Genomic DNA, 21,873 nt, shown 5'->3' on the forward strand with positions numbered 1-21,873 from the left:
CTGGTTAGTTCGCGCGCTTGCCGCTGAAGCCGAACAAGTACTGGGCCACGCGCCGCATCTGGACCTCCTCCGTCCCCTCCGTGATCCGGTACCGACGATGGTGACGATAGATGTGCTCGAACGGCAGGGCACGGCTATATCCCATGCCCCCATGGACTTGCATGGCACGGTCCGCCGCCTCGCAGCACAAGCGATTTGCCCGGAAATTGCAGATCGAGACCATGTCGCTGATCTGCAGCGGATTCTGCCTGTCCATCTGCCAGGCCGTACGGAAGATGAAATTCCGCACCATCTGGTATTCCGCCCACAGCTCAACGAGCGGGAATTGAACCGCCTGCTTCTTGGCGAGGGGCTCACCGAAGGCCACTCTCGTGTTTGCGTATTTGACCGTTTCCTGGATGCAGTAGCGCGCGGCGCCGGCGCTGGCGGCCGCCTGCCGAATCCTGTTCTCGTGCACGAAGCGCTGAGCGACCACGAGACCTTCGCCCTCCTTGTGAAGGATGGCGCTGTCGGGCACGCGCACGTCCTTCAGCTCGGTCTCCGCGTGATCGCTCGGCATATTGAATGTCCAATGGTTGTACAGGACATTGTGGCCGGGCGCGTCGGTGGGGACGATGAACGCGGTGATACCCTTGGCATCGCCCGGCTTTCCCGACGTTCGCGCGAAGATCAGATTGGCGTGGGCTCTCGCAACTTGGCTGTTCCAGCGCTTGCGCCCGTTGATGATCCAGTGCACGCCGTCTCTCACCGCGGTGGTTTCCAACCAGGTCGCATCGCTGCCGTGTCCGGGCTCGGTTAGGCCGAAGGACAGATGCTTCTTTCCGCTTATGATTCCTTCGATATAGCTCTTCTGTTCCTCGCTGCCGTAATCGGCGAGCGCGGGAATGATCGGAAAGTTGCCGACGATCGAGGACTCATCCTGCAGATCGTTATGCAAGCCGAGCCCGCGCGCCGCGAGATGCTCGCGAATGGCAGCGATCGCCAGATTGGAAGCGGCCTGCCCGCCGCAGGATTTGGGAAGCCCGTAGCGCAGATGCCCTGCTTTGTCTGCCCTGCGCTCCATTTCGCCGATCAACGCGCGCCACTCGGCACGAGGACGGCCGTCCTGGTCCCAATCGGTCCGCGCGTTCTCGCGGCGATGGTCGAAGAACTGCATGTTGTCACGCTCAAGGGGCTTGATCTCGGCCTCGATGAACGCATCAAGCTCCGCGAGCTTATCGGTAATCTTCTGCGGCAATTCGAAATCCACGGCGTGCTTCCTTCCTATGTGTTATTTATTCGGGAGTGCGATCCGCCCGTATGGATGCGTACTGCTGACGCCGCCGTCGACCGACAGCAATTGGCCGTCGACATAGGATGAATCGTCGCTCGCCAGGAACGCGGCAGCGGCCGCGATCTCTTCCGCGCGCCCCGGACGCTTCAGCGGCGTGACGTGGCCGAGCTTGCCCTCAATGCCGCGCGACCGCGCGTCTTCGAAGACCTTGCTGGTCAGTTTGGTCTCCACGAGTCCCGGCAGCACGGCATTCACGCGCACGCCGGTTCCGGCAAAGGCGTTGGCAGCCGTTTGCGCAAGATTGTTCACGGCCGCCTTGCTGGCGCTGTAGGAGATCGCGCCGGCATTTGCGCGCAGAGAGGCCGCCGACGACGTCAGGATGATCGATCCATAGCCTTGCGCCACCATATGCCTGCCCGCGTACTTGACCGCCAGGAAACAGCTGATGGCGTTGATCCGGTAGACTTCGCTCCATTCTTCCGTGGTCTGCTCGAGTAGCGGCGTGTTCGTTCCGGTCACGCCGATATTAGCGAAGAAGACCTCAAGTCCGCCGAGATCGGAAACGCAACGCGACACGATGGCCTCGACGTTCGCCTCGACCGAGGCGTCCGCGATCATCGCCGCTGCCTTTCCGCCATTTGCATTGATGAAGGCCGCGGTCTCTCCCGCATTGCCGGCACGCCCGACGACCAGCACCGAGGCGCCCTCGTGCGCGAAACGAATGGCGCTGGCGCGTCCGATACCGCTGCCGCCCCCGGTGATCACCGCACGCTTGCCTTCCAGCCGCTTCATCGTAGCGCTCCTATCTGCTGGGAACAGTCCACCCGCCGTCGGCCGTGACTGACGCTCCCTGGACGTAACTCGCCTCGTCGCTGGCGAGAAAAGCGGCGAGCGCCGCGATCTCCTCCGGCTCGCCGAAGCGGCCCATGGGCATCTCGCCACGCCTCTTGGCGATCGTCTGGTCGTCGTATTGAGCGATCGAGGCAGGCGTACCGATCATTCCCGGCGCGATCGCATTGACGCGGATGTTCTGCGCGCAGAACTCGATGGCCGAAGCTCGCGTCAGCCCGACCACGCCGGCCTTCACGGCGGCATAGGCGATCGCATCCTTGGTCGGATGCTCGGCTGCGATCGAGCTCAGATTGACGATCGATCCTCCGCCTCGCTGCAACATCTGCGGAACAGCCGCTTGGGTGGTCCAGATCAGGCCAAGCAGGCCGACCCCGATCATCTTCCCGGCCGTCTCGGCATCGATCTGATCAAGCGGCTGAAACCTGGCAAACACAGCGTTGTTGACCAGCGACGCAATCGGCGATGCGAAATCGCGCTGGATCGCCTCGAACGCGGCATGAACCTCGTCGCGCTTTCCGACGTCGGCGCCGTAGGCCCGGGCTTCTAAGCCCTTGGCCCGCAGCTCCTCGACCGCGGGCCCCAGCCTGTGCGCGCTGACATCGAGGCAGGCGAGGCGCGCTCCCTCGCTCCCGAAGCGCTCGGCAATGGCCAACCCGATTCCCCGCGCCGCCCCGGTCACGACGCAGACGCGGCCCGAGAAGCGCCCGCTCATGCGCTCGCCTTCTGAGCGTCGTCCACGAACTCCTTGGCTTTTTCCTTCAGCAGGAACTTCTGAACCTTGCCGGCGGGCGTCCGCGGCAGGTCGTCGACGAAAATGATGCGTTCGGGCCAGTATTGTTTCGCGACCTTGTTTCCAGCCATGTACGACTGAAGACCCGGAAGATCGAGAGTCTGTCCTGGCCGCAGGACCACGAACGCGCAGGCCTTTTCACCCAGCCGCTCGTCCGGATATCCGACGATCGAGGCCGACAGCACGGACGGATGTTTGAACAGGAGGTTCTCGATTTCGAGAACCGGCACGTTCTCGCCGCCACGGATGATGATATCCTTGCTGCGGCCGTTGATGCGGATGTAGCCTTCCTCATCCATGAAGGCCAGATCACCGGTGTCGAACCAGCCTTCCGCATCGAAAGGATCGAGGTCCTCGCGCTTGTAATAGCCAAGGCACATCTGGGCGCCGCGCACCTTGAGCTGTCCCGTCTCTCCAACAGACGCTGGAGAGCCGTCCAGCCTCAAGACCTTGACTTCGACACCATCCAGGGGACGACCATCGGTCTTGGAGGATTTCTCGAGTGCACGCTCGGGCTCGGTCAGCGTGCTCGACAGCGACTCCGTCATACCCCACAGCGAACAGACCTTCAGGTTGAGCTCACGGTAGACGCGATCGATCAAGGCAGGAGGAATGGGCGCGCCGGCACAGAGGAATTTGCGCAGCTTCTCCGGCTTCGGCGCCCCTGCTCCGACGGCCTCGCACATGTCAGCCAGGAACGTCGCGGCGCCTGCCGAATAGGTGACGCCGTTCTCCGACATGATCGACACACCACGCGACGGATCCCAGATGTCCTGGAAGATCACGGACGCACCGATCTTCAGACCCAGCAACATCCCCGCCGCGAAGCCCGTCATGTGCCCGAGCGGCGAGCACACCAGCATCGTATCGTCGCTGCCGAGCCCAAATCGTCCGGCGAGGGCGACGTTGCAAGCCAGAAGCGTATTCAAGCAATGCATCACGCCCTTGGGAGACCCAGTCGTTCCCGACGTGAACATCAGGACCGCCATCTGGTCCGGCGGAAGCGCGCCGACGTCACCAGCAGGCGGCGGCTCGAGACGGTCATCCGTTGCAAGCAGCCCTTGATGAAAGCTGTTGATCCCCATTCCGTCGACGACGAGCACATGCTCGAGCTTCGGCTGGGCCGCCTTCAGGGCCTCCGCCATTTCCTCATGATCGAAGCCCCTGAACGACTTGGGGACTACCAGCAGCTTTGTCTCGGCAAATCCGAGCATGTAGTTGAGCTCATGCTCGCGAAAGATCGGCATCAGTGGGTTCACGACCGCGCCGACCCGAAATGCAGCCAGCGCGACGACGGCAAACTCCCACCAGTTCGGCAACTGCACGGAGACCACGTCGCCCCGCCCAATCCCCAGCCGCTTCAGCGAAGCCGCCGCGCGCGCGATCCGGTCCGCCAACTCCCGATAAGACAGCCGGACCGGCGCATTGGGACGATCCGTCCGGTAAGCCAGCAGCGCAAGCTTGTTCGGCGTCGAGATTACGCTGGCCTGGAGAAACTCGTCGAAACTCTTGTCAATCCAGAAGCCCTGCGATCGCATCGACTGCGCGTGCTTCGCTGCATCGAACCCCATGCTGTCCTCCCTTAGCCAAACCGAGGCCCCCGCGACTACGGGTTTATTTGATGTGCTAGTTTACTATTTTTTCTTTGGCCCGCAAGTGCGATTATTCCGTGCAGCGTGCTTGCAGTGGCGGCGCGGTCACTTTCGTGCTTTCATTTCTGGTACACTAGCATCCTAATGCGAAGAAGATTTCGAAAGCCGGACAGGGAAGACGCAAATGAAGGCAGCAGTTCTAGAGCGACGCGGCGCGGATGGCCTGAGCTGGCGCGAGTTTCCCGACCCCGCTCCGAAACCGGGCGAGTCGATCCTGAAGATTGCGGCGTCGTCGCTCAACCGCGTGGATCTTTACATGCGCGACAATGGCGCTGGCATTACGCATACGCTCCCGCAGGTCCTGGGCGTCGAGGCCGCGGGCGAAATCGTCGAGACGGAGCCCGACAGCGGATTGCGCAAAGGCGCAAAAGCGATCCTGTACTCCGTCGCATTCTGCGGCAAATGCCGCTATTGCGAGACCGGCGACCAGCCGCTCTGCGTCAGCGCGCGATTGATGGGAGAGCATCGCCACGGCGGCTTCGCCGAATACGTGGCCATGCCCAACAGGTGCTTTTTTGAATTGCCGGACGAAGCGGACCTGGCCTCGGCCGGGTCGCTGATGGTCGGGCACCTGACGGCATGGCGAATGATCTTCGGCAAGCGCGCGCTTCAGCCCGGCGAAAGCGTTCTCATCGTCGGCATCGGCGGAGGGGTCGCGGTCGCCTGCCTTCAACTTGCCCGGCTGGTGGGGGCTCGCGTCTACGTCACGTCGTCGAGCGATGCGAAAATCGCGCGCGCGATGTCTTTGGGAGCCTCGGGCGGGGTCAACTACACCAGAGACCCGGTTTCCAGCTGCATTCTGGAACTCAGCGGCGGCGGCGTCGACATGGTGATCGACTCCGTCGGGCAGTCGAGCTGGGGTGAGTCTCTGAAGTCCCTTCGCAGGGGCGGCAGGATCGTCACTTGCGGGGCGACCAGCGGCTCAAATCCGTCCGCGGACCTGCAGCGCCTGTTCATTCGCCAGCTCGAGGTGTACGGCTCGACGGGCGGCAGCGCCGGCGAGTTTCGTCAGTTGCTTGACGTCTTCAACCGGGGGCTGATCAAGCCTGTCACCGATGAGACCTTCAAGATGGCAGACATTCGCTCCGCCTGCGATCGCCTTGCGGCCGGCTCTCAGTTTGGAAAGATCTCGCTCCAGACTTGAAGCCGTTGATGAAAGCCCGCGGCTGCACACCGCGGGCTTTCCGTCGCTGGTCACATCTTGCAGGCAGGATCGACCGCCGGGATGATATCGGCGCCCGCCTCGATCTTCTTGATCTCATAGGTGGGCTTGCCATCAGAGCCGGTGACGATCTGATTGATGGCCATCGGACGTATGGTTTGATGGTCCCCTGCCCGGATCTCGACATCGCCCAGGACCGTCGTGGCCTTCAGACCTTCGAGCGTGGATCGCAAGGCATTGACATCGGTCGACTTCGCCTTATTGAGGGCGGCAGCCATCAACTCGATCGCCGCGTATTGGTCGGCTGCGGTATAGGGAGGCAACTGGCCGTTGTACTTCTCCTTCCAGGCCTTGACGAACGCTTCCGCGTTCGCGCCCGGAAAGCCCGGCACGAAGCCGAGAGGCTGATAGACGCCCAGCACGGTTTCACCCATCGCCGGAAGCACCTGCGGGATCACGAACGAGTTGCCGAGCACCATCTTGTACTTCTTGAACAGGCCGAACTGTTGCTGCTGCTTCGCAAGGTTGATCGCATCGCTTCCGAAGATCGTGACGAAGAGCCCTTCCGCCGGATCATTGCCCAACTCGGAGATCTTCGCGCCGAAATCGGCCGTTCCGGACGGCGTGAACAGAACTTTCCCGACCGAACCGCCGAGGCCGGCGACCAGCGTCTTGAACTTGTCCGCGGCGTCGCGTCCGGCTGCGTAGTCAAGCGCGAGAATGTCCCACTTCTTGATGCCTTGCGTCTTTAGGAAGTCCTTGACCGCCCCCATGATGATGGAGTCGTTGACATTGACGCGGAACAGGTTGGTCGAGCATCCCTTTCCCGTGAGTCCGTCCGCCTGAGCGTACACCTCCAGCATCAATGCCTTCAGCGCCGGCAGCTTGGCGGCGAGCGCCGGCGAAACGGCCGAGGTATCCATGCCGGTGATGAAGACGGCCCCGTTCTTCTGGATCGCTCTCGTCGCGCCATCGATGGCCGTATCGGGCGTGCCGGGATAGGTGATGAAATCAGCCTCGAGCTTCTTTCCCATGACGCCGCCCGCCGCGTTGACATGCTCGATCGCGAGGTTGACGGCGTTGGTCTGGCTTTCCTTCAGACCTGCCAGTGGACCGCTGTCGATCAAGAGGACGCCGACCTTGACGGACTCTTGCGCCGATACCGCCCCAGCGACGAGACTGAAGGTGGCACCGAGGGTCGCCAGTTGGAGCGATCGCAGGACAGATTGACCGAAACTTCTCATATTTCCCCTCCTCTTCTGATGATTGATTGCTCGCCTTACAAGGCCATAAGCGCCTGGTTTTCAGCGGCGCCGATCAGTCCGATCGGTCCCGTCCCGACAACCTCTCCCTTGGAGAGGATCACGAAGCGCTCGGTTGCCCGTTTCACGAGGCTCAAATGCTGCTCGACGACGAGAACGCCCGTCCCGGCCTTGCGGATGTCGATCAAGGTCTCGACCAAGCCGTCGACCAGGACCGGTGAAAGTCCCTCCGAGGGCTCATCGAGCAGAAGCAGATTCGGGTTAGCCATCAATGCGCGGCCGATCGCCAGCATCTGCTGCTGACCGCCGCTGAGCATCGTTCCCATCTGGCCAGCCCGTTCCTCCAGAACCGGAAACAGCTTGAAGATGCTGCGCAGGTCCCATGGCCCGGTCCGTCCGGTGGCCTTGCCCAGAAGCAGGTTTTCCCTGACCGTCAAATTTGGCAGGAGCCGGCGTCCCTGGGGCGCGATCGAGATGCCCTGTTTGGCCGCCGCATATCCCGGCATCCGCTCGATCCGGGTGTCGCCGACCCAGATCGCGCCGCCGGTGATGTTCGTTTCCCGAAACAGCGAGAGCAGCAGAGTGGACTTTCCGGCTCCGTTGCGGCCGACGACCGCAACCGACTCTCCGGATTCGATCGTCAAGTCGGCACCGTGCAGCACCGTCGATGCACCATAGCCCGCGAACAGCGCTTCGATCCGGAGCAGGCTCATGCCGCGCTCCCCAGATACGCAGCGATCACGCGGCTGTCCTTGCGGATCTCGGCGGGCGTCCCGGTCGCCAAATGCCGTCCGAGGTCGAGCACCGTGACCATGCCGCAGCAGGCAAACACGGCCTCGACATCATGCTCGACGACCACGGCGACAATCTTCTGATCGCTGACGAGCTCGCGAAGATGTTCGAACAGGCGCAAGGTTTCGACGGCCGACAAACCGGCTCCCGGCTCGTCCATAAGAAGGATGTTGGGCCGACCGAGCAGCGCGAGGGCGACATCGACCCTGCGCTGCACGCCGTATGCGATCCGCCCGGCCTGCTGATCGAGATAGGACGCCAGATCCATGAGGCGGATGATGTCGTCCAGGCGATCGTCGACGAGATGCGCTGCGACCAGCTCGAGCTGCTCGCGGACGGTCAGGTCGGGAAAGATGCTCGTGCGCTGGAACGACCGTGACATGCCATTGCGTCGCCGCCAGGCTACCGATCGCCTTGTGATGTCCTCTCCCCGGTAGCGAACCGAGCCGGCGGTTGGATAGCGGCGGCCGCAGACCGCGTCGAGCAAGGTGGACTTGCCCGCCCCATTCGGACCGATGATGCCGTGCAGGACGCCCTGGTCGTGCACGTCGAGATCGACGTCCGCAAGCGCCCGAAGCGAACCATAGTTGACCGATAGGCCCTCGATCTTCAGCATCTCAGGACTTCCCTTGCTTCCGATCGACACCCGGCACGATGCGTCGCACGGTCGCAACGAGGCCGCCCACGACGCCGCGCGGAAACACGACGATGAAGAGCACGATCGCCACGCCGGTCAGCAATTGCGTCGCGCCCCGCGCTCCGAACTCGTCCTGCGCAAACGCGAAGATCAGTCCGCCGGCCAAAGGCCCGATCGATCCGGCGGTACCGCCCATGAGCGCCGCGACCAGAGCATTCGTGCTCACCCCGAGGCCAAGGCTTTCCGGCGACACGAAGCCGGTGTTCAGCACGTGGAGCAGGCCGGAAACCGCAGCGACAGCGTTGACCAGGACGTAGGCGACGACTCTCGGGACATAGGTGCCGAACCCGGAGAAGCGCATGCGTTCTTCGTTCTGGCGGACCGCGCGCAGCGTCGCACCGAGCTTCGACCGCGAGACGCTCCAGAGCGTCACGCCGATCAACCACACTGCGGTCCAGCCGATCGGCCAGAAATGCTGCGGACTGGCGAAGTCGGCCGCCTGCATCCCCAGGATCGTCCCCTTGAAGCTGACGACTAGGCCATCGGCGCCGCCGGTATAGTCGTGCACGGCCTCCAGCATCACGACATGGCTGATCATTTCTCCCGCAGCCAGCGTCAGCATCATGAACGCGAGCGGATTGGTGCGAACGATCAGCGCGCCCAGCACGCCGGAATATGCGATGATGGCGAGAAAGGCGAACACGATCGCAGCGGTCGGGCTCATGGCCCAGTCGTTCATCGCGATCGCGAACAGGTATCCGCTGCCGCCGTAGATGCTCGCCGCGCCGAGCGCCACCAGGCCGGCTTCGCTCATCAGGAAGGCGACGCTTAATGCGAGCAGGCCCAGAAGCATGCCTTCATTGGCCAGCTTGAGCGTGAAATCGCTCGCCAGGTATCCCGGCAGCACGCCACCTAGGCCGAACAGGATCGCGCCTGCGACGATTGCAGCCGGGACACGAAAGGACGTACTCGTGCGTCCAGACATCGTGACCTCACGCAGATTCTTCTGAACGGGGGTTCCGCTGGTCAACTCAGCACCCTTCCCCGACCGATCCCTCCGGGCGCGATCAGCAGCACGACCATGAGCAGCACATAAGGGACCAGCGCTGCCACATTCGGCAGGAACACCGATCCCGCAACCTGGACGAAGCCGAACAGAAGAGCGGCAATGATCGCTCCCGCGATGCTCCCCGTGCCGCCGATCACCACGATGATAAGGCAATCGACGATCATGACGACGTCCATACCCGGATCGATCGACAGATAGGGACCGGCCAGCACGCCGGCGATGCCTGCGAAGGCTGCACTCAGGCTGGTGACAAGCAAGCTCAGCTGATCAGAATTGATCCCCATCATGCGGGCAACGCTCGGATCCTGGCTGACGGCCCGAACGAACAGGCCCGATGAAGTGAACCTCAGCCAGATTGCCAGCGACACGCAGGACCCCAGCCCCATCAGGATCAGGAACAGGCGATACACAGGATAGGAGAGGCCCAGCACGGTCACCGATCCCGACAGGATTGCCGGCGCCTCGATGCTGCGTGCCTCGCCGCCATAGATGAAGATGATGATCTGGCCGAGAATGATGCCAAGACCGAGCGTCACCAGCGCGACTTCGATGTGCGAACGACTCTTCAGCGGTCGCAGCACCAGGAGTTCGAAAACGACCCCGACGAGGGCCAGCAGGATCGGAACGATCAGCAGCGCGAGCCAGAACCCCGTCACCTTGGCGACAGTGTAGCCAAGGTACGCGCCCAACATATAAAGCGCCCCATGTCCGAAATTGATGACGTCGCGCAATCCGTAGATCAATGCCAGACCGCTGGCGAGCATGATCAGGAGAGAGGCGAGCGCCAAGGAATTGGCGATGAGAAGCGCGATCAAAGCGAAGCCTCAGGACGCTGGGCGACACCTTCGCGCATGCACGCTGCCCGCGCCGAAGGCGCGCGCTTTTCCTCTCGCAATTTGGCCTCCCTTTGCGCCATGTCGAACCGGACCGGCACCGTCGTTATATACGTCAGTTTAAGGCGTCACCCCAAAACTGGTACACTTCTTTATTATATCTTGGCGTTCCACGCAAACGATGTTTTGTTGCATTATCTGCCGTTTTTGCAATGCATTGACGATCTATCGCAGCACAACACAGACCGATGAATGCAAACCGGTACGCATATAAACCAATATCCGGCGGGCTTGCACCGGCCTTCCAGAGGACGACAAGATGAACCTCGAGAATGTTATCGCGCGCCAATTCCCGCCGCTCTGCCAAGCCTATGACTGGCGGTCCGCCGCGCTCTATGCGCTGAGCCTGGGAATGGGAAAGGACCCAACGGATGAGGAGGAGCTACCCTACGTCTACGAAGGCCGCGAACAACGGGCCGTGCCGAGCATGTGCGTCATTCTCGGTTGGCCGCCCCTCTGGATAGCCGAACCAGCTATGGAGATCAGCTGGCCCCGCGTCCTTCACGGCGAGCAACTGTTTCAGCTCCACCGCCCACTGTCCGTTAGCGCAACGATAAGGGCCTCTCATCGAGTAAGAGCAGTGGCCGACAAGGGTCCCGGCCGCGGCGCGGTGCTACATTTCGAGACGGAGATCGAGGACACGGCGACCGGAACAGCCTTGGCGAGCATGAGGGCCGCAAATTTCTTGCGAGACGACGGCGGCTGCGGGGATTTTGGGGACCCGCCGGCCCCCTTATCAGCAATTCCCTCTCAGGACTGCCCTGATCGCTGGATCGAATATTCCACGTCGGGACAGGCGGCCCTTCTATACCGGCTGGCCAGCCACGACTACATGCCGATTCACGCCGATCCCAAGCTCGCGCGCAGCGCGGGCTTTGACCGTCCCATCGCCCACGGCCTCAACACGCTTGGCATCGCCTGCCGCGCGATCCTCAAGCTAGTCCTGCCGCGCGAGCCTCACCGTCTCCGAACGATGGCCGTGCGTTTCGTGTCGCCGGCATTCCCGGGCGACACCATTCGGGTTGAGCTGTTCACGAGACCCGAGGGGATACGCTTTCGCGCTTGGGCGATCGAGCGGCAAATCCTTGTGCTCGACCGCGGTCACTGTGAGATCTCTGATGTGTGACGAGCCTTCCAGGTGTTGGCCAGGTATGGGCCAAGTATGGCCCCCGCTGGGTCTAGCTCGTGATGGCCGGTATCCTGTCGGTCCACCGGCGACCGCGCAGCCGCGCCTCCACGGCAAGAGAATGGTTCTCCTGCGCTGAACCGTGTCCAATGCGCCCGTCGAGCTCCCATCGCATCAGCCCATACCAGCAGATGGCATTTCCATACGCCCGCCAGGGCGCGCCAGCCAGCGGCACACCGCGGAGCTGATGCTTGCGGCCGCGCTGGTCGGTCACCAGCGCGTCAATGACGATCGGCGTCACACCCAGCCTGGAGGTCGTCATCTCGACGTTCATGATCGCCATGACCTCTCCCTTGTCGAGCAAATAGCCGTGGGCGAACCGCTGGTCCACACCGGTGGCCTTCTCGGGATCGAGGTGCATGTGGAAGCGGAAGCCGAGTTCCTCGCCGAATTGCGCCCACAGCGAATTCATCGGCGGAATTTCCAGCTCGGGACGCGGTCCCCAGCTATGGTTCATCCGATCGACGATGTCGATCTTGTGGTCCTTGCCACGGAGCCTGAGCCGGCCGGTAAAGCGGCCGTGCATGTCGAAATGTCCCTTGTAGCCGCTACCCATCGAGGTCCGCGCCAGGCGCTCCTCCTCGGTGGCACCGGCGAGCGGGTTCTGCCGGGGATCGTGGATGTCGAATGGGTCCATGATGCCCACGATCTTCATCTCCAGCTCGACGCCGTCCCGCCCGCGATACTCGATCAGATAGTCGCGGGGCGGCTTGACTGCCTTGACGCTCAATCCATTCGGTCCGTGAAGGTGCGAGAACCGCGCAGGCGCCGGAAGGTGGAAGCGCGTGTCGACATAGAGCGCCTCGAATTCCGTTTCGCTCACCGAGCCGATGAAGCGGACGTCGTTCTGCATGCAGCCAAGAACCGGCCGGACACAGACATAGACGTGACCGAAGATGCGCTCCTCCGGGATGGAGACCGGCAAATAATAGGTTTCGGCCCAGGTATAATCATCCTTGTCGGTGTGGTGGTATTCCAGATCTTGAGCAGTAATCATGTTGTCTTTCCCTAGCTTTCGACTCTCGCGCCCCCTGAGCAAGGAGCGCGGCATGCCGCGTGAACGCGCTCCCCGCATCGATTTCCGTCTCCGGGCTGAAGCAAACCCGGCTACCCCTCCTCCCGATTGTTGCCTGTCCGGCGGACCGGTCGGCCGCCGATCAGGACGTCAGGCGGACGGCATCTTCCTGAAGGCCACCGACATGGCCACGCCGGACAAGACGATGGACGTCGCGATCAAATACATCCCAAGCACGGTGGCCCCGGTGAAGTCCGTGACCACGCCGAGCATGTACGGGCTAACGAAGCCGCCCAGATTTCCCAGCGAGTTGATCGTCGCAAAGCCGATCGCTGCGGCGCTTCCAGCGTAGATCCGCGCAAGGATCGCCCAAAACACTGTCGATGTCGCGAGAATGCCTACAGCAGCCAACGTCAGCCCTAGCAACGCGAGACCTACGCTGGCGCTGAAATACGCGCTTATCCAGAAGCCAATCGCCGTGATCGAAACCGACGCGATCCGGACAGCTTTTCGCCGACCGGGCGAATCCGAGAACGGACCGACAAAGAGAACCGCGATTCCGGCCGCCAGCCACGGCAGCGAAGACACCCAGCCAATCGTCCATGTATCGGAGATGCCCGACTGCTTGATGATCTGGGGAAGCCAGAAGGCGATCCCGTAATAGCCGATCAAAAGCAGGAAATAGGCGCCGCAACACAACAGCGTCTCAGGCTTGCGCAGCGCGTCCTTGTACGTATGCGCGTCGGCGCCTTCCGCGACGTGCGAGACCGCGTCCTGAGCCGCCTTCTTCTCGCTCGCGGTCAGCCAAGGGGCGTCCTGGATCCTGTTCGACAGGCCGAGCAGGATCAGCGGAGCGACCGCGATGGTCAGCAATCCTTCGACCAGGAACAGCCAGCGCCAGCCGGAATAGCCCAGCGTCCCATTCAGCTGCGTCAGAATGAACCCGGACAACGGGCCGGACACGACGAACGCAATGGGGGCGGAGACCCAGAACAGCGCGTTGAAGCGCCCCCGCTGACTGTCCGGAACCCACTGCGACAGAAACAACATCACGCCCGGTGCGGCTCCGGCTTCCGCGGCTCCGATCACGAATCTCAAGACGTAGAAAAGCGTGGCGTCGTGTACGAAGGCCAGCGCCGAGGTGGCGATGCCCCAGGTCAGCACGATCCGCGTAAACCAGATCGGTGCGCCGACCTTCTCCAGGGCGATGTTGCTGGGAATTTCGAAGATGAAATAGCCAAGGAAGAATATCCCGGCCCCGAAGCCGTAGGCTGCGTTGCTGAATCCGAGTTCCTGCTTCATCTGCAACGCCGCGAAGCCGACGTTCGCTCGGTCGAGATTGGCGAAGAAGAAGATCAGAATCAGGATCGGAATGATGCGCCAGGCGATCTTGGTGTAGAGCTGGCCGGCATCTTCGGTCGTATAGACAGTCGTTATCGTAGTCATCCCCCCGATCCTTCCTCTTGTTGATTTGTTCATGCATCCGGCGAAACGCCGCCATCACCCGGACCTTACCGAAACTCCGGCAGCAGCCCGAAGACATCCCAGTCGAGCATCGCCGTGATCGACCGCTTCATCAGCGCATTCTTCCGCCGGACCGCCCTTTCATGGGTATTGATGTTGATCCCCACGATGTAGATGACCGTGCAGAAATCGAAGAGCATGGCGCGCCGGTAATCCTCCGTCGCCTCGGCCACCGAGTATGGGATTCCGAACTGTGAGACCTGTTCGGTGTAGCGACGGATCAGATCACCTTCGTGAGCCCGACGTGCATCGACGTCCATGCTATGGCTCACCAGATAAGAAAAATCGCGGATCCCTTTGGAGGGACGCACAGCCTGCCAATCGACCGCAACGATCGGGTCACGCTCATCCGGCCCGAAAAGCAGGTTGTCAAGCCGCAGGTCGCCGTGGCCCAGGGTCGCCGGCTGCGCGAAGAGCCACTTCTGCAGGGGACCGATAGCGTCGAGATAGGCCTCTCTCACGCGACGGACCTTGTCCGGCACGTGATCGCCAAAGCGGCTCTCCATCTCTTGCCAAGCGGCTTCGAATTTGGCCCGAGGTGGCATCTGCAGCGGAGCAAGTTCGACCTGCTTCATCTTCCCCCAGTAGGGACCGTGAAGCTGCGCCATCAGATCGACCGCCAGCTCAGCTTCCTGAAGCTTGAGCCCGACCGTTTCGTCGCCGGCGCGGTGATCCGGAAAATCCTCGAGGATCAGCGCGAAGAACTCTCCATCCGCGCTGATGTCGGCGAAATGGCAAGTCGGCGCCCTCACCCGTACCGACTTCACGAGCACGTTGTAGAAGTTGATCTCCCGCTGATAAAGCCCGATGGTCTTCGATGCCGCCCGGCGCGTCGGGTCCGTCGTCGCGAATTTTGCGAACAGGCTCGCGGGCGCATGGTGCGCCGCATCACCGCTCGCATATTCCAGCTTCAATCGTACGGAGTCGCCGGTCTGACCGAACCCCGCGCCAACGGGACGGACTTCCACTTTCGCAACCGCCTGGCCGTTTGACAGAACTTTTCTGCTCCGCAAAACGTCAGTTAGCCAAGCAGCGTTCACTGCGTCTGGCGACGCAGGAAAAGAACAAGCCATGGTTCCTCCCAATAGGCCTTTGTCTTCAATGAGCAATTCGCTCTTCGCTGCGCGATAGCACAGCTGCTGTTGTTGACGTGATCGAATCTTGGATGTTACGGTTATCGGCTAGACCAATAAGAGGTTTGGTAGGTGCTGAAGTCGCCGATCGAACTGCGTCAGCTACAATTGTTCCTGCAGCTTGCCGCCGAGCTGAATTTCAGCCGCGCTGCAAGGAAAGCCAATATTTCCCAGTCATCGATGACGACGCAGCTCCAGCGTCTGGAAGACGTGCTCGGCGTTCACCTCGTCGATCGCAATCGTCATAGCGTTCGCCTCACCGCGGCCGGAGAGATGTTGCGAACCGAGGCGCTCGGTCTGGTCGATCGGGTGCAAACGCTGGTCGAACGGACCCGCGATGCGGCAGGCAGTGCCAGGCCGACGCTTCGCATCGGCTATTCCGAGATGGCGATCAGTTCGCCGATGCCGAGAATCATTCAACACTTCCGCAAGTGCTATCCCGACACCGATACCGTCCTGCTCGAGCAGTCATCGAACGGTTCGGAGAATGCCTTGCTGAAGGGAACGCTGGACTGCGTCTTCGTGCCGACGCTTCAAGCGAATCCACGGATATCCAACCTGACCATCGGCGAAGAGGTCATCCTGGTGTGCTTTCCCGAGACGTCGCATCTGCTCGAGCAAGCCACGGTGCGGATCGAGCAGCTTCGGGAAGCGCACCTCATCCTTCCGGACGAAGGCAGTCGGTTCAGCGAACGCATCATGCGCGCGTTCGCTCAGGCGGACATCCGGCCAAGCGTCATCACGCGGCTCACGCGCGTTTCCGCCATGTTGACGCTGGTCGCCGCCGAGGCCGGGGTCTGTTTCATTCCGGTGTCCCTGGCGGGCCTCGTTCCGAACGGCGTCGCAGCCCGTCCCGTCGCGCCGCCAACGCTGACCGTTCCGTTTTCCCTGGCCTGGCGGAGCGAACCCCACAATCTCGTAGTCGACCGCTTCGTGACGATCGCGCGCGAGATGACCGGCTGCGAGGTCAACTAGCGAAATGGAGGGCGCTCCGTCCGGACCGGCACGCGCACCGGCTCGCTATCGATCTACTTCGCGCTCGCCGACGTTCCGGTGCCGTCCAGCAGTTTCCAGGATTTTCCCTCGAACTTCGCAAGCCGCAGGGATTCGTACGGCGTATAGTCGTCCGGCGTCGTGCTCAGCGCGATGCCGGGCAGCATCATCTTGAAGCGCTGGCCTTTCATGCTAGTTGCCTGCTTCAGAAGGTTCTCGCGCGTCAGGTCGTCGCCGCATGCTTGAGCGCCTGCGCGATGCCCTGTGCGATCACGTAACCCGACAACGCGATGAAATCGCGGGGGTTGTCGTTCGGCGCCCACTTCTTCATGAGGGCGACATATTCGATCACCTCGGGGTCGTTCTCCCAGGCCGGATCGCCGGCCTGCTTGGTGAATTGCGTCGTGACCACGCCCTGCGCGTTCTCGAAGCCCGCCGCTTCGATGACCGCCTTGATGGAATTCGACGGGCTCACCAGGAACTGAAGCGGCGCCCAGTCGATCTCCTTGATCTTCCGCAGCCCCTGCGCCGTGAATTTCGGAGTCGAGAAATGAAGGACGACATCCGCGCCCGCGTCCTTCAGGCGAACGATGAGGGAATCGATCGTGGGCTCCGTGATCTCATAGGAGACTTCCGCGACCGGCTTGTTCTTGTCCCCGAGCCCGGCCTTTAGGCCCGTCAGAAAGTCCTTGCCGTAGTCGTCGTTCTGATAAAGCACTCCAATTTTCGCATCGGGCTTGTGCTTGATGATGTACTCGCCGAACGTCCGCCCCTCCATCTCGAGGCCCGGATACATGGGCACGCTCCAGGGGAAGTTCTTCTTGTCGGCGAAGCGGCGCCCGCCGGCGGAGATGAAGATGTGTGGCACCTTCGCGCCGTTGAGGTATTTCTGGATTGCGACGTTAGGCGTCGTGCCCACGGTGCCGACATCGGTCAGGACCTCGTCACCCTCCACGAGCTTTCTCTTCTGCTCGATGGCCTTGGGCGGGCTGAACGCGTTGTCGAGGGAAATCAAGTTGATCGTTCGTCCATTGATGCCGCCTGCTTCGTTGATCATCGCGAAGTAGCCCATCATGGTGCGACCGTAGCTCGCGAAGGCCGAAGCCGGACCACTATACGCCACGGTTTGACCAAGCTTGATCTCGGTGTTGGTCACACCAGGTCCGTACTTCTTGTCAGCCGAGCAGGCAGTCCCCGCTGTCAGCAGCGCTACGCCCGCGACCAGCGTCGTCATCGCCGTCCTCATGACTTCCTCCGTTGCAGCCTTCCCGCACGTTTCAGCGCGGCATCCGGCGGCATCTCTCTTCACTGTCGCGCGCCCCATTTGTAAGGGCCTTCAGCGCGCGCGAACGCTAACAGACGGTATTTTTTACTTACAAGTCGGATGACCTGTTTCTTTTGTCGCGGCCGCCGTCCGCGTTTCCTCTTGCGCGTGGCGATCGCGTCATCGGCGTCATTCGCATGGCCGCGACCGGCCCCCGGTCTTCTGGAGCTCAAGCCGATCGATCAAGCCAAACATGTCGTCTTCGATCTCGAGGTCGGCGGCGAAATGCATCGGATCAGCATGACCGCAGATCACATCGGCAAAATGCCAGTGTGCGATCCCGAGGACCCGCTCCTTGGCGAGGACCGCGATCTTCAGGGGGTGATCGGCGCCAACACCACGGGCGCTCTGATAGCCATCCGCAATGCAGTATAGTTCGACCCGCACGGTGCGCCGGGCGACGTGCTGAACCGACAGCTCGATGTCGCAGAAGCCGAACGCCGGATCATCATCCGACCCATTGGCATAAAAATAGAACGCGCCGATCTTGCCATGCGCGCACGCGCCGAGTTTACGATCCTTTGGCACTTGGGCGTCCGGGCGCGCGGGAGTCCGCGGGGGCAACGGGCCGAGCGAGCAGAACTGGGGGTAAGAATAGCAATTCGTCATGTCATCCCTCACGTTTCAAATCCCAGCCAGCGCCTGGCATTCGCCGTGAAAGTTTGTCTCGGGATCGCCAAAGCCTGCTCGGCAAACTGCGCCGGCCGGTCCTGCTTGATTGTGAATGGGTAGTCGGATCCGACAAGGAGGCTATCCCGGCCGACCTTGATCGCCAGATACTCGAGGGCAGCCTGGTCATAGACGATGCTGTCGAAGTAGAACGCCCTCGCGACCTCGGCAGGATCCCGGGCAAACAGACTGTCCAGAGGCGGCCCTACCCTTCGTGCGTGCCCGAGCCGCGGCAAGATCCACGGCAGCGCCCCCCCACCATGACTGAGCATGATCCGTAGTTTTGGGAATCGCTCCATCACGCCGTTCGCCATCAGTGAGACGGCCGCAAGCGCAGTCTCCAGCGGGAAGGCAGCGACAGCGGCCAGTTCCGGCCTTCCTCCCATGCGATCGAGCCCGGCGGGGTGTAGGGGATGGATCATGATCGCGAGATTGGATTGTTCCGCAGCCGCATAGACCTCGTGCTGCCGCTCGTCGCCGAGCGGAATGCCATTGATGTGCGTGCCGATCTCGAAGCCGCGCAGTCCGAGTGATTTCAGCTCATCCAGCCGCTTCACGGCGAGTCTCGTGTCCTGCATCGGGAGCATTCCGATGCCGATGAAATGCCGGGAGTGAGCATCACAAAGGCGGGCCATTTCCTCGTTGAGGTGACGGCCCAGGGCATCGGCATCTTCGGCTGGAAACCAGTGCGACAGCAATTCGGGCATCGGCGAGATGACCTGCACGTCGACATCGTCCGCAGCCATATCATCGATGCGACAGCTAGCATCCCAGCTCCTGGAATCGATCACGCGAAATACTCTTCCGCCCACCATCACCGCAGCAGCGCCACCACTGCCCCTGAGCTCGACTGATGGCCATAGCGGATTGCGTCCGGATTCCGCCGGAAAGCTGCGCGGCACAAAATGAGTGTGGGTATCGATGGCCAGAGCCAAAGCTCGTTTCCTCTGATTTCTTATGCACCGCAGGGTGACCTCCGCCAATTCGGCGTGCAGCGACTGCGTTTCTACTTTACAAGCAGGTTGGACTGTTTTTAATATGGATGCAATCGAAACAATAATCGTGGACGGCTGTTGTGACCTCGACAGGCCGGCTCGCCAAGCCAAAAGGGAGCGAAGATCGACTTGTCAGCCGTACCAAGGCATATCGTGATTGCAGGCGCAGGACAGGCCGGCGGGCGAGCGGCTGAAGCACTGCGCGCACGCGGCTTCCAGGGCATGGTCACGATGCTGGGGGATGAGCCCCACCCGCCCTATGAGCGGCCGCAGCTCTCAAAGGACATGCTGGGAATCGCAGACACGCCCGTCACCTACATCAAGCTGGCCAGCGACTGGAGCAACGTTCTCGATGTGCGGCTCGAGACTGGCGCTCCGGTGACGGACTGCGACGCTGCCCGCCGCACCGTGGCGACTGCCGACGGCCGCGTCTATGCATTCGATCGCTTGCTGATCGCAACCGGGACCCGCCCTCGCCGCCTCACCCTGCTCGAGAACCTCGGAATTGACGTGCAATATCTGCGCAATGTCGAGGACGCGCTCCGCTTCCGCAAGTCGATCCGAGACAAGTCCCGCATCGTCATTGTCGGCGGCGGCGTGATCGGACTGGAGGCGGCCTGTGCTGCGGCAAAGCACGGCTGCAGCGTCACCGTGATCGAGAGCGAGCCACGGCTTCTTGCGCGGGCGCTTCCGTCCCTTGTCAGCGACATCGTCGCGACAAAGCACCGCAGCCATGGTGTCGAATTCGTCTTCGGAGTGACCGTGAGCGGCGGGACGTCGCGCAGCGTCCGACTGAGCAGTGGCGCGGAAATCCAGGCCGATCTCGTCTTGATCGGCATCGGTGTCGAACCGGTGCCGACCGTTGCGGAGCGGCTCGGCCTGCCCGTCACTGCCGGCATCGCGGTCGATGCCTGCGGACGCACGGCGGCGCCGGACGTCTTCTGCGCAGGCGATGCAGCCCTGCAATGGAGCCGTTGTCACGGCCGCACCATCCGCGTCGAAACCTGGGCCAATGCCCAGAACCAGGCCATCGCGGTTGCCGGCAATATGATCGGCGAGCAGAACGAATATCTCGATCCGCCATGGTTCTGGACCGACCAATACGACCTCAACATCCAGGTCGCCGGCGATATGCTGGACAGCGAGCACGTTCTCCGCGGCGAGCCGGCGTCCGGCCGTTTCTCAGTCATCGCGATGCGCGGGGCCCACTTGGTCGGAGCGCTGTCGGTCAATGCCGCCAAGGACATGGCGATGCTGCGCAGGTTGCTCGCAGCCAACAAGCGCCCCGCCCGTGCCGACCTTGAATCCCCCAGCTTCGATCTACGAACAGCGCTGAAATGACAAACAAGACTCTTCCAGGGAGAGACCGCCAATGAACGCGCGCGAGCGGATGAATACGGCGCTCATGGTCGATGAGTCCAAACAGATCTTCAAGGTCTCGCGCCAGGCCTTTGTCGACCCCGACATTCTCGCGGCCGAGCGGAGCCGGATCTTCGACAAATGCTGGCTGTATCTCGGCCATAGTTCCGAGGTCCCCAAGCCCGGCGACTTTGTCACGCGCCAGGTCGGTGGCCGCAACATCCTGTTCGCACGGGACGCCAAGAGAACCCTGCGCGCCATGCTGAACACCTGTCCGCACCGCGGTGCGCAGGTCTGTCGCGAAAAGCATGGCAGTGCCAAATCATTCCAGTGCTTCTACCACGGCTGGGTGTTCGGCCTCGACGGAGGCCTGCGGAGCCAGCCGGGCGAGGCATCTTACGCGCCGGACTTCAAGGAACGCAGCACATCGAACATGCAGCAGGTCGCGCGCTTCGAGGGCTACCGCGACTTCAACTTCATCTGCTTCGACAAGAATGCCGAGAGTCTCGAGACCTATCTCGGCGCCGTGAAGGAATATCTCGACATCATCGCCGATCAGGCCGAAGCCGGCATGACAATCGTCGGTGGCACGCAGGAATACTCCATGCGCGCCAACTGGAAGCTGCTGACCGAGAACTCGATCGACGGCTATCACGCGCTCACCACGCATGCGACCTACTTCGACTATCTGAAAGCAACCAATGGCGGCCTCGCTCCGGTGCCGCTTGAAGGCGCCGCCCGCGACCTCGGGAATGGCCACGCCGTTTTGGAGTACAAGGCGCCCTGGGGGCGTCCGGTGGCGCAGTGGGTTCCGATGTGGGGCGAAGATGGCAAGAAGGAGGTCGACCGCCTGTATCAGGGGCTCGTCGCGCGGCACGGCGAGGAGCGCGCTAGGCGCATCGCGCTATTCAACCGCAATCTGTTCGTCTTTCCGAACCTCGTCGTCAACGACATCATGGCGGTGACGGTTCGCACCTATTATCCAGTGGCGCCCGACTTCATGAACGTCAGCGCCTGGGCTTTGGCGCCGAAGGACGAAACCGACTGGGCCCGCAAGTACCGCCTGTTCAACTTCCTCGAATTCCTGGGGCCCGGCGGCTTCGCCACGCCCGACGACGTCGAGGCGTTGGAACAGTGCCAGCGTGGCTTCCGCAACTCGGCTGAGGCGCAGTGGAACGACATCTCGAAGGGGATGGGCAAGGAAGTCCCGGCTTACGATGACGAATTGCAGATGCGCGCGTTCTGGTCGAACTGGAACAAGCGCGTTTTCCAGGCGTCAATCTGAGGGGGCAA

The 21,873-nt window shown here is 62.1% G+C and carries 20 protein-coding genes and 1 pseudogene; 6 read left to right on the plus strand and 15 right to left on the minus strand.

Features of this window, described 5'->3' with window-relative positions; genetic code table 11:
- Positions 1–4 precede the first annotated feature (4 nt).
- Genes JJB99_RS23920 through JJB99_RS23935 form a run of 4 tightly spaced genes read right to left on the minus strand, consistent with a single transcriptional unit; the run spans position 5 to position 4,486 of the window.
- Positions 5–1,249: an acyl-CoA dehydrogenase family protein gene (locus JJB99_RS23920; protein ID WP_200494747.1), complete on the minus strand. Its 1,245-nt coding sequence runs from the start codon at positions 1,247–1,249 to the stop codon at positions 5–7.
- Positions 1,250–1,270: 21 nt separating this feature from the next.
- The gene (locus JJB99_RS23925) at positions 1,271–2,065 is read right to left on the minus strand and encodes an SDR family NAD(P)-dependent oxidoreductase (RefSeq protein WP_200494748.1); all 795 of its coding nucleotides are present in this window, start codon (positions 2,063–2,065) and stop codon (positions 1,271–1,273) included.
- Positions 2,066–2,075: 10 nt separating this feature from the next.
- Complete coding sequence (locus tag JJB99_RS23930; protein WP_200494749.1) at positions 2,076–2,837, minus strand: SDR family NAD(P)-dependent oxidoreductase; 762 nt, start codon at positions 2,835–2,837, stop codon at positions 2,076–2,078.
- Positions 2,834–4,486 (minus strand): AMP-binding protein, encoded by a 1,653-nt coding sequence (locus tag JJB99_RS23935; RefSeq protein WP_200494750.1) that lies wholly within the window; start codon positions 4,484–4,486, stop codon positions 2,834–2,836. Before JJB99_RS23935 ends, JJB99_RS23930 begins: the two co-directional genes overlap by 4 nt.
- Before the next feature lie 205 nt (positions 4,487–4,691).
- Here JJB99_RS23935 and JJB99_RS23940 point away from each other — a divergent pair, with 205 nt between their 5' ends.
- Positions 4,692–5,711 carry a zinc-binding dehydrogenase gene (locus tag JJB99_RS23940; RefSeq protein ID WP_200494751.1) on the plus strand — a complete coding sequence of 340 codons (1,020 nt, stop codon included), beginning with the start codon at positions 4,692–4,694 and terminating at the stop codon, positions 5,709–5,711.
- 50 nt (positions 5,712–5,761) lie between these two features.
- Here the strand turns inward: JJB99_RS23940 and JJB99_RS23945 are convergent, their stop codons facing one another.
- Genes JJB99_RS23945 through JJB99_RS23965 form a run of 5 tightly spaced genes read right to left on the minus strand, consistent with a single transcriptional unit; the run spans position 5,762 to position 10,253 of the window.
- Positions 5,762–6,973 carry an ABC transporter substrate-binding protein gene (locus tag JJB99_RS23945; RefSeq protein ID WP_200494752.1) on the minus strand — a complete coding sequence of 404 codons (1,212 nt, stop codon included), beginning with the start codon at positions 6,971–6,973 and terminating at the stop codon, positions 5,762–5,764.
- A 35-nt stretch (positions 6,974–7,008) separates the two neighbouring features.
- Positions 7,009–7,704, minus strand: a complete 696-nt coding sequence (locus tag JJB99_RS23950; RefSeq protein WP_200494753.1) for an ABC transporter ATP-binding protein — start codon at positions 7,702–7,704, stop codon at positions 7,009–7,011.
- The gene (locus tag JJB99_RS23955) at positions 7,701–8,399 is read right to left on the minus strand and encodes an ABC transporter ATP-binding protein (protein WP_200494754.1); all 699 of its coding nucleotides are present in this window, start codon (positions 8,397–8,399) and stop codon (positions 7,701–7,703) included. Before JJB99_RS23955 ends, JJB99_RS23950 begins: the two co-directional genes overlap by 4 nt.
- Before the next feature lies 1 nt (position 8,400).
- The gene (locus tag JJB99_RS23960; protein WP_200494755.1) at positions 8,401–9,405 is read right to left on the minus strand and encodes a branched-chain amino acid ABC transporter permease; all 1,005 of its coding nucleotides are present in this window, start codon (positions 9,403–9,405) and stop codon (positions 8,401–8,403) included.
- A 41-nt stretch (positions 9,406–9,446) separates the two neighbouring features.
- Positions 9,447–10,253: a branched-chain amino acid ABC transporter permease gene (locus tag JJB99_RS23965; RefSeq protein WP_246775323.1), complete on the minus strand. Its 807-nt coding sequence runs from the start codon at positions 10,251–10,253 to the stop codon at positions 9,447–9,449.
- Between JJB99_RS23965 and JJB99_RS23970 the strand changes: the two genes are divergently transcribed.
- Positions 10,194–10,574 carry a hypothetical protein gene (locus tag JJB99_RS23970; RefSeq protein ID WP_200500456.1) on the plus strand — a complete coding sequence of 127 codons (381 nt, stop codon included), beginning with the start codon at positions 10,194–10,196 and terminating at the stop codon, positions 10,572–10,574. The genes JJB99_RS23965 and JJB99_RS23970 overlap by 60 nt on opposite strands.
- A 67-nt stretch (positions 10,575–10,641) precedes the next feature.
- Entirely contained in the window at positions 10,642–11,508 is an 867-nt protein-coding gene (locus tag JJB99_RS23975; RefSeq protein WP_200494757.1) for a MaoC/PaaZ C-terminal domain-containing protein, read from the plus strand.
- A 52-nt stretch (positions 11,509–11,560) separates the two neighbouring features.
- Here JJB99_RS23975 and JJB99_RS23980 read toward each other — a convergent pair whose 3' ends face one another.
- The 3 genes from JJB99_RS23980 to JJB99_RS23990 form a co-directional block, all read right to left on the minus strand.
- A complete protein-coding gene (locus tag JJB99_RS23980) occupies positions 11,561–12,565 on the minus strand; it encodes a DUF7064 domain-containing protein (RefSeq protein ID WP_200494758.1) in 1,005 nt (334 codons plus the stop codon).
- A gap of 168 nt (positions 12,566–12,733) precedes the next feature.
- Complete coding sequence (locus JJB99_RS23985) at positions 12,734–14,029, minus strand: MFS transporter (RefSeq protein ID WP_200494759.1); 1,296 nt, start codon at positions 14,027–14,029, stop codon at positions 12,734–12,736.
- Between the two features lie 65 nt (positions 14,030–14,094).
- Positions 14,095–15,075 (minus strand): phosphotransferase, encoded by a 981-nt coding sequence (locus tag JJB99_RS23990; protein WP_200494760.1) that lies wholly within the window; start codon positions 15,073–15,075, stop codon positions 14,095–14,097.
- A gap of 237 nt (positions 15,076–15,312) precedes the next feature.
- Here JJB99_RS23990 and JJB99_RS23995 point away from each other — a divergent pair, with 237 nt between their 5' ends.
- Positions 15,313–16,215 carry a LysR family transcriptional regulator gene (locus JJB99_RS23995; RefSeq protein ID WP_200494761.1) on the plus strand — a complete coding sequence of 301 codons (903 nt, stop codon included), beginning with the start codon at positions 15,313–15,315 and terminating at the stop codon, positions 16,213–16,215.
- 53 nt (positions 16,216–16,268) lie between these two features.
- On the opposite strand, the pseudogene JJB99_RS24000 reads toward JJB99_RS23995, so the two are convergent.
- From JJB99_RS24000 to JJB99_RS24010, 3 genes and pseudogenes are all read right to left on the minus strand, one after another.
- Positions 16,269–17,479: pseudogene (locus tag JJB99_RS24000) on the minus strand (ABC transporter substrate-binding protein).
- A gap of 207 nt (positions 17,480–17,686) precedes the next feature.
- A complete protein-coding gene (locus JJB99_RS24005; RefSeq protein ID WP_200494762.1) occupies positions 17,687–18,166 on the minus strand; it encodes a hypothetical protein in 480 nt (159 codons plus the stop codon).
- An 8-nt stretch (positions 18,167–18,174) separates the two neighbouring features.
- Positions 18,175–19,161, minus strand: a complete 987-nt coding sequence (locus JJB99_RS24010) for an amidohydrolase family protein (protein WP_200494763.1) — start codon at positions 19,159–19,161, stop codon at positions 18,175–18,177.
- A 189-nt stretch (positions 19,162–19,350) separates the two neighbouring features.
- On the opposite strand from JJB99_RS24010, the gene JJB99_RS24015 reads away from it, so the two are divergent.
- The gene (locus tag JJB99_RS24015) at positions 19,351–20,562 is read left to right on the plus strand and encodes an NAD(P)/FAD-dependent oxidoreductase (protein WP_200494764.1); all 1,212 of its coding nucleotides are present in this window, start codon (positions 19,351–19,353) and stop codon (positions 20,560–20,562) included.
- A gap of 31 nt (positions 20,563–20,593) precedes the next feature.
- A complete protein-coding gene (locus JJB99_RS24020) occupies positions 20,594–21,865 on the plus strand; it encodes an aromatic ring-hydroxylating oxygenase subunit alpha (protein WP_200494765.1) in 1,272 nt (423 codons plus the stop codon).
- Positions 21,866–21,873: the final 8 nt, after the last annotated feature.

Source organism: Bradyrhizobium diazoefficiens (assembly GCF_016616235.1).
Classification (GTDB): domain Bacteria; phylum Pseudomonadota; class Alphaproteobacteria; order Rhizobiales; family Xanthobacteraceae; genus Bradyrhizobium; species Bradyrhizobium diazoefficiens_H.

What these genes read in the sequence shown, in the direction of transcription:
- JJB99_RS23925 (WP_200494748.1), bottom strand. Translation starts at nt 2,065, where the DNA reads ATGAAGCGGCTGGAAGGCAAGCGTGCGGTGATCACCGGGGGCGGCAGC.
- JJB99_RS23930 (WP_200494749.1), bottom strand. Translation starts at nt 2,837, where the DNA reads ATGAGCGGGCGCTTCTCGGGCCGCGTCTGCGTCGTGACCGGGGCGGCG.
- JJB99_RS23935 (WP_200494750.1), bottom strand. Translation starts at nt 4,486, where the DNA reads ATGGGGTTCGATGCAGCGAAGCACGCGCAGTCGATGCGATCGCAGGGC.
- JJB99_RS23940 (WP_200494751.1), top strand. Translation starts at nt 4,692, where the DNA reads ATGAAGGCAGCAGTTCTAGAGCGACGCGGCGCGGATGGCCTGAGCTGG.
- JJB99_RS23945 (WP_200494752.1), bottom strand. Translation starts at nt 6,973, where the DNA reads ATGAGAAGTTTCGGTCAATCTGTCCTGCGATCGCTCCAACTGGCGACC.
- JJB99_RS23950 (WP_200494753.1), bottom strand. Translation starts at nt 7,704, where the DNA reads ATGAGCCTGCTCCGGATCGAAGCGCTGTTCGCGGGCTATGGTGCATCG.
- JJB99_RS23955 (WP_200494754.1), bottom strand. Translation starts at nt 8,399, where the DNA reads ATGCTGAAGATCGAGGGCCTATCGGTCAACTATGGTTCGCTTCGGGCG.
- JJB99_RS23960 (WP_200494755.1), bottom strand. Translation starts at nt 9,405, where the DNA reads ATGTCTGGACGCACGAGTACGTCCTTTCGTGTCCCGGCTGCAATCGTC.
- JJB99_RS23970 (WP_200500456.1), top strand. Translation starts at nt 10,194, where the DNA reads ATGTCCGAAATTGATGACGTCGCGCAATCCGTAGATCAATGCCAGACC.
- JJB99_RS23965 (WP_246775323.1), bottom strand. Translation starts at nt 10,253, where the DNA reads ATGCTCGCCAGCGGTCTGGCATTGATCTACGGATTGCGCGACGTCATC.
- JJB99_RS23975 (WP_200494757.1), top strand. Translation starts at nt 10,642, where the DNA reads ATGAACCTCGAGAATGTTATCGCGCGCCAATTCCCGCCGCTCTGCCAA.
- JJB99_RS23980 (WP_200494758.1), bottom strand. Translation starts at nt 12,565, where the DNA reads ATGATTACTGCTCAAGATCTGGAATACCACCACACCGACAAGGATGAT.
- JJB99_RS23985 (WP_200494759.1), bottom strand. Translation starts at nt 14,029, where the DNA reads ATGACTACGATAACGACTGTCTATACGACCGAAGATGCCGGCCAGCTC.
- JJB99_RS24005 (WP_200494762.1), bottom strand. Translation starts at nt 18,166, where the DNA reads ATGACGAATTGCTATTCTTACCCCCAGTTCTGCTCGCTCGGCCCGTTG.
- JJB99_RS24020 (WP_200494765.1), top strand. Translation starts at nt 20,594, where the DNA reads ATGAACGCGCGCGAGCGGATGAATACGGCGCTCATGGTCGATGAGTCC.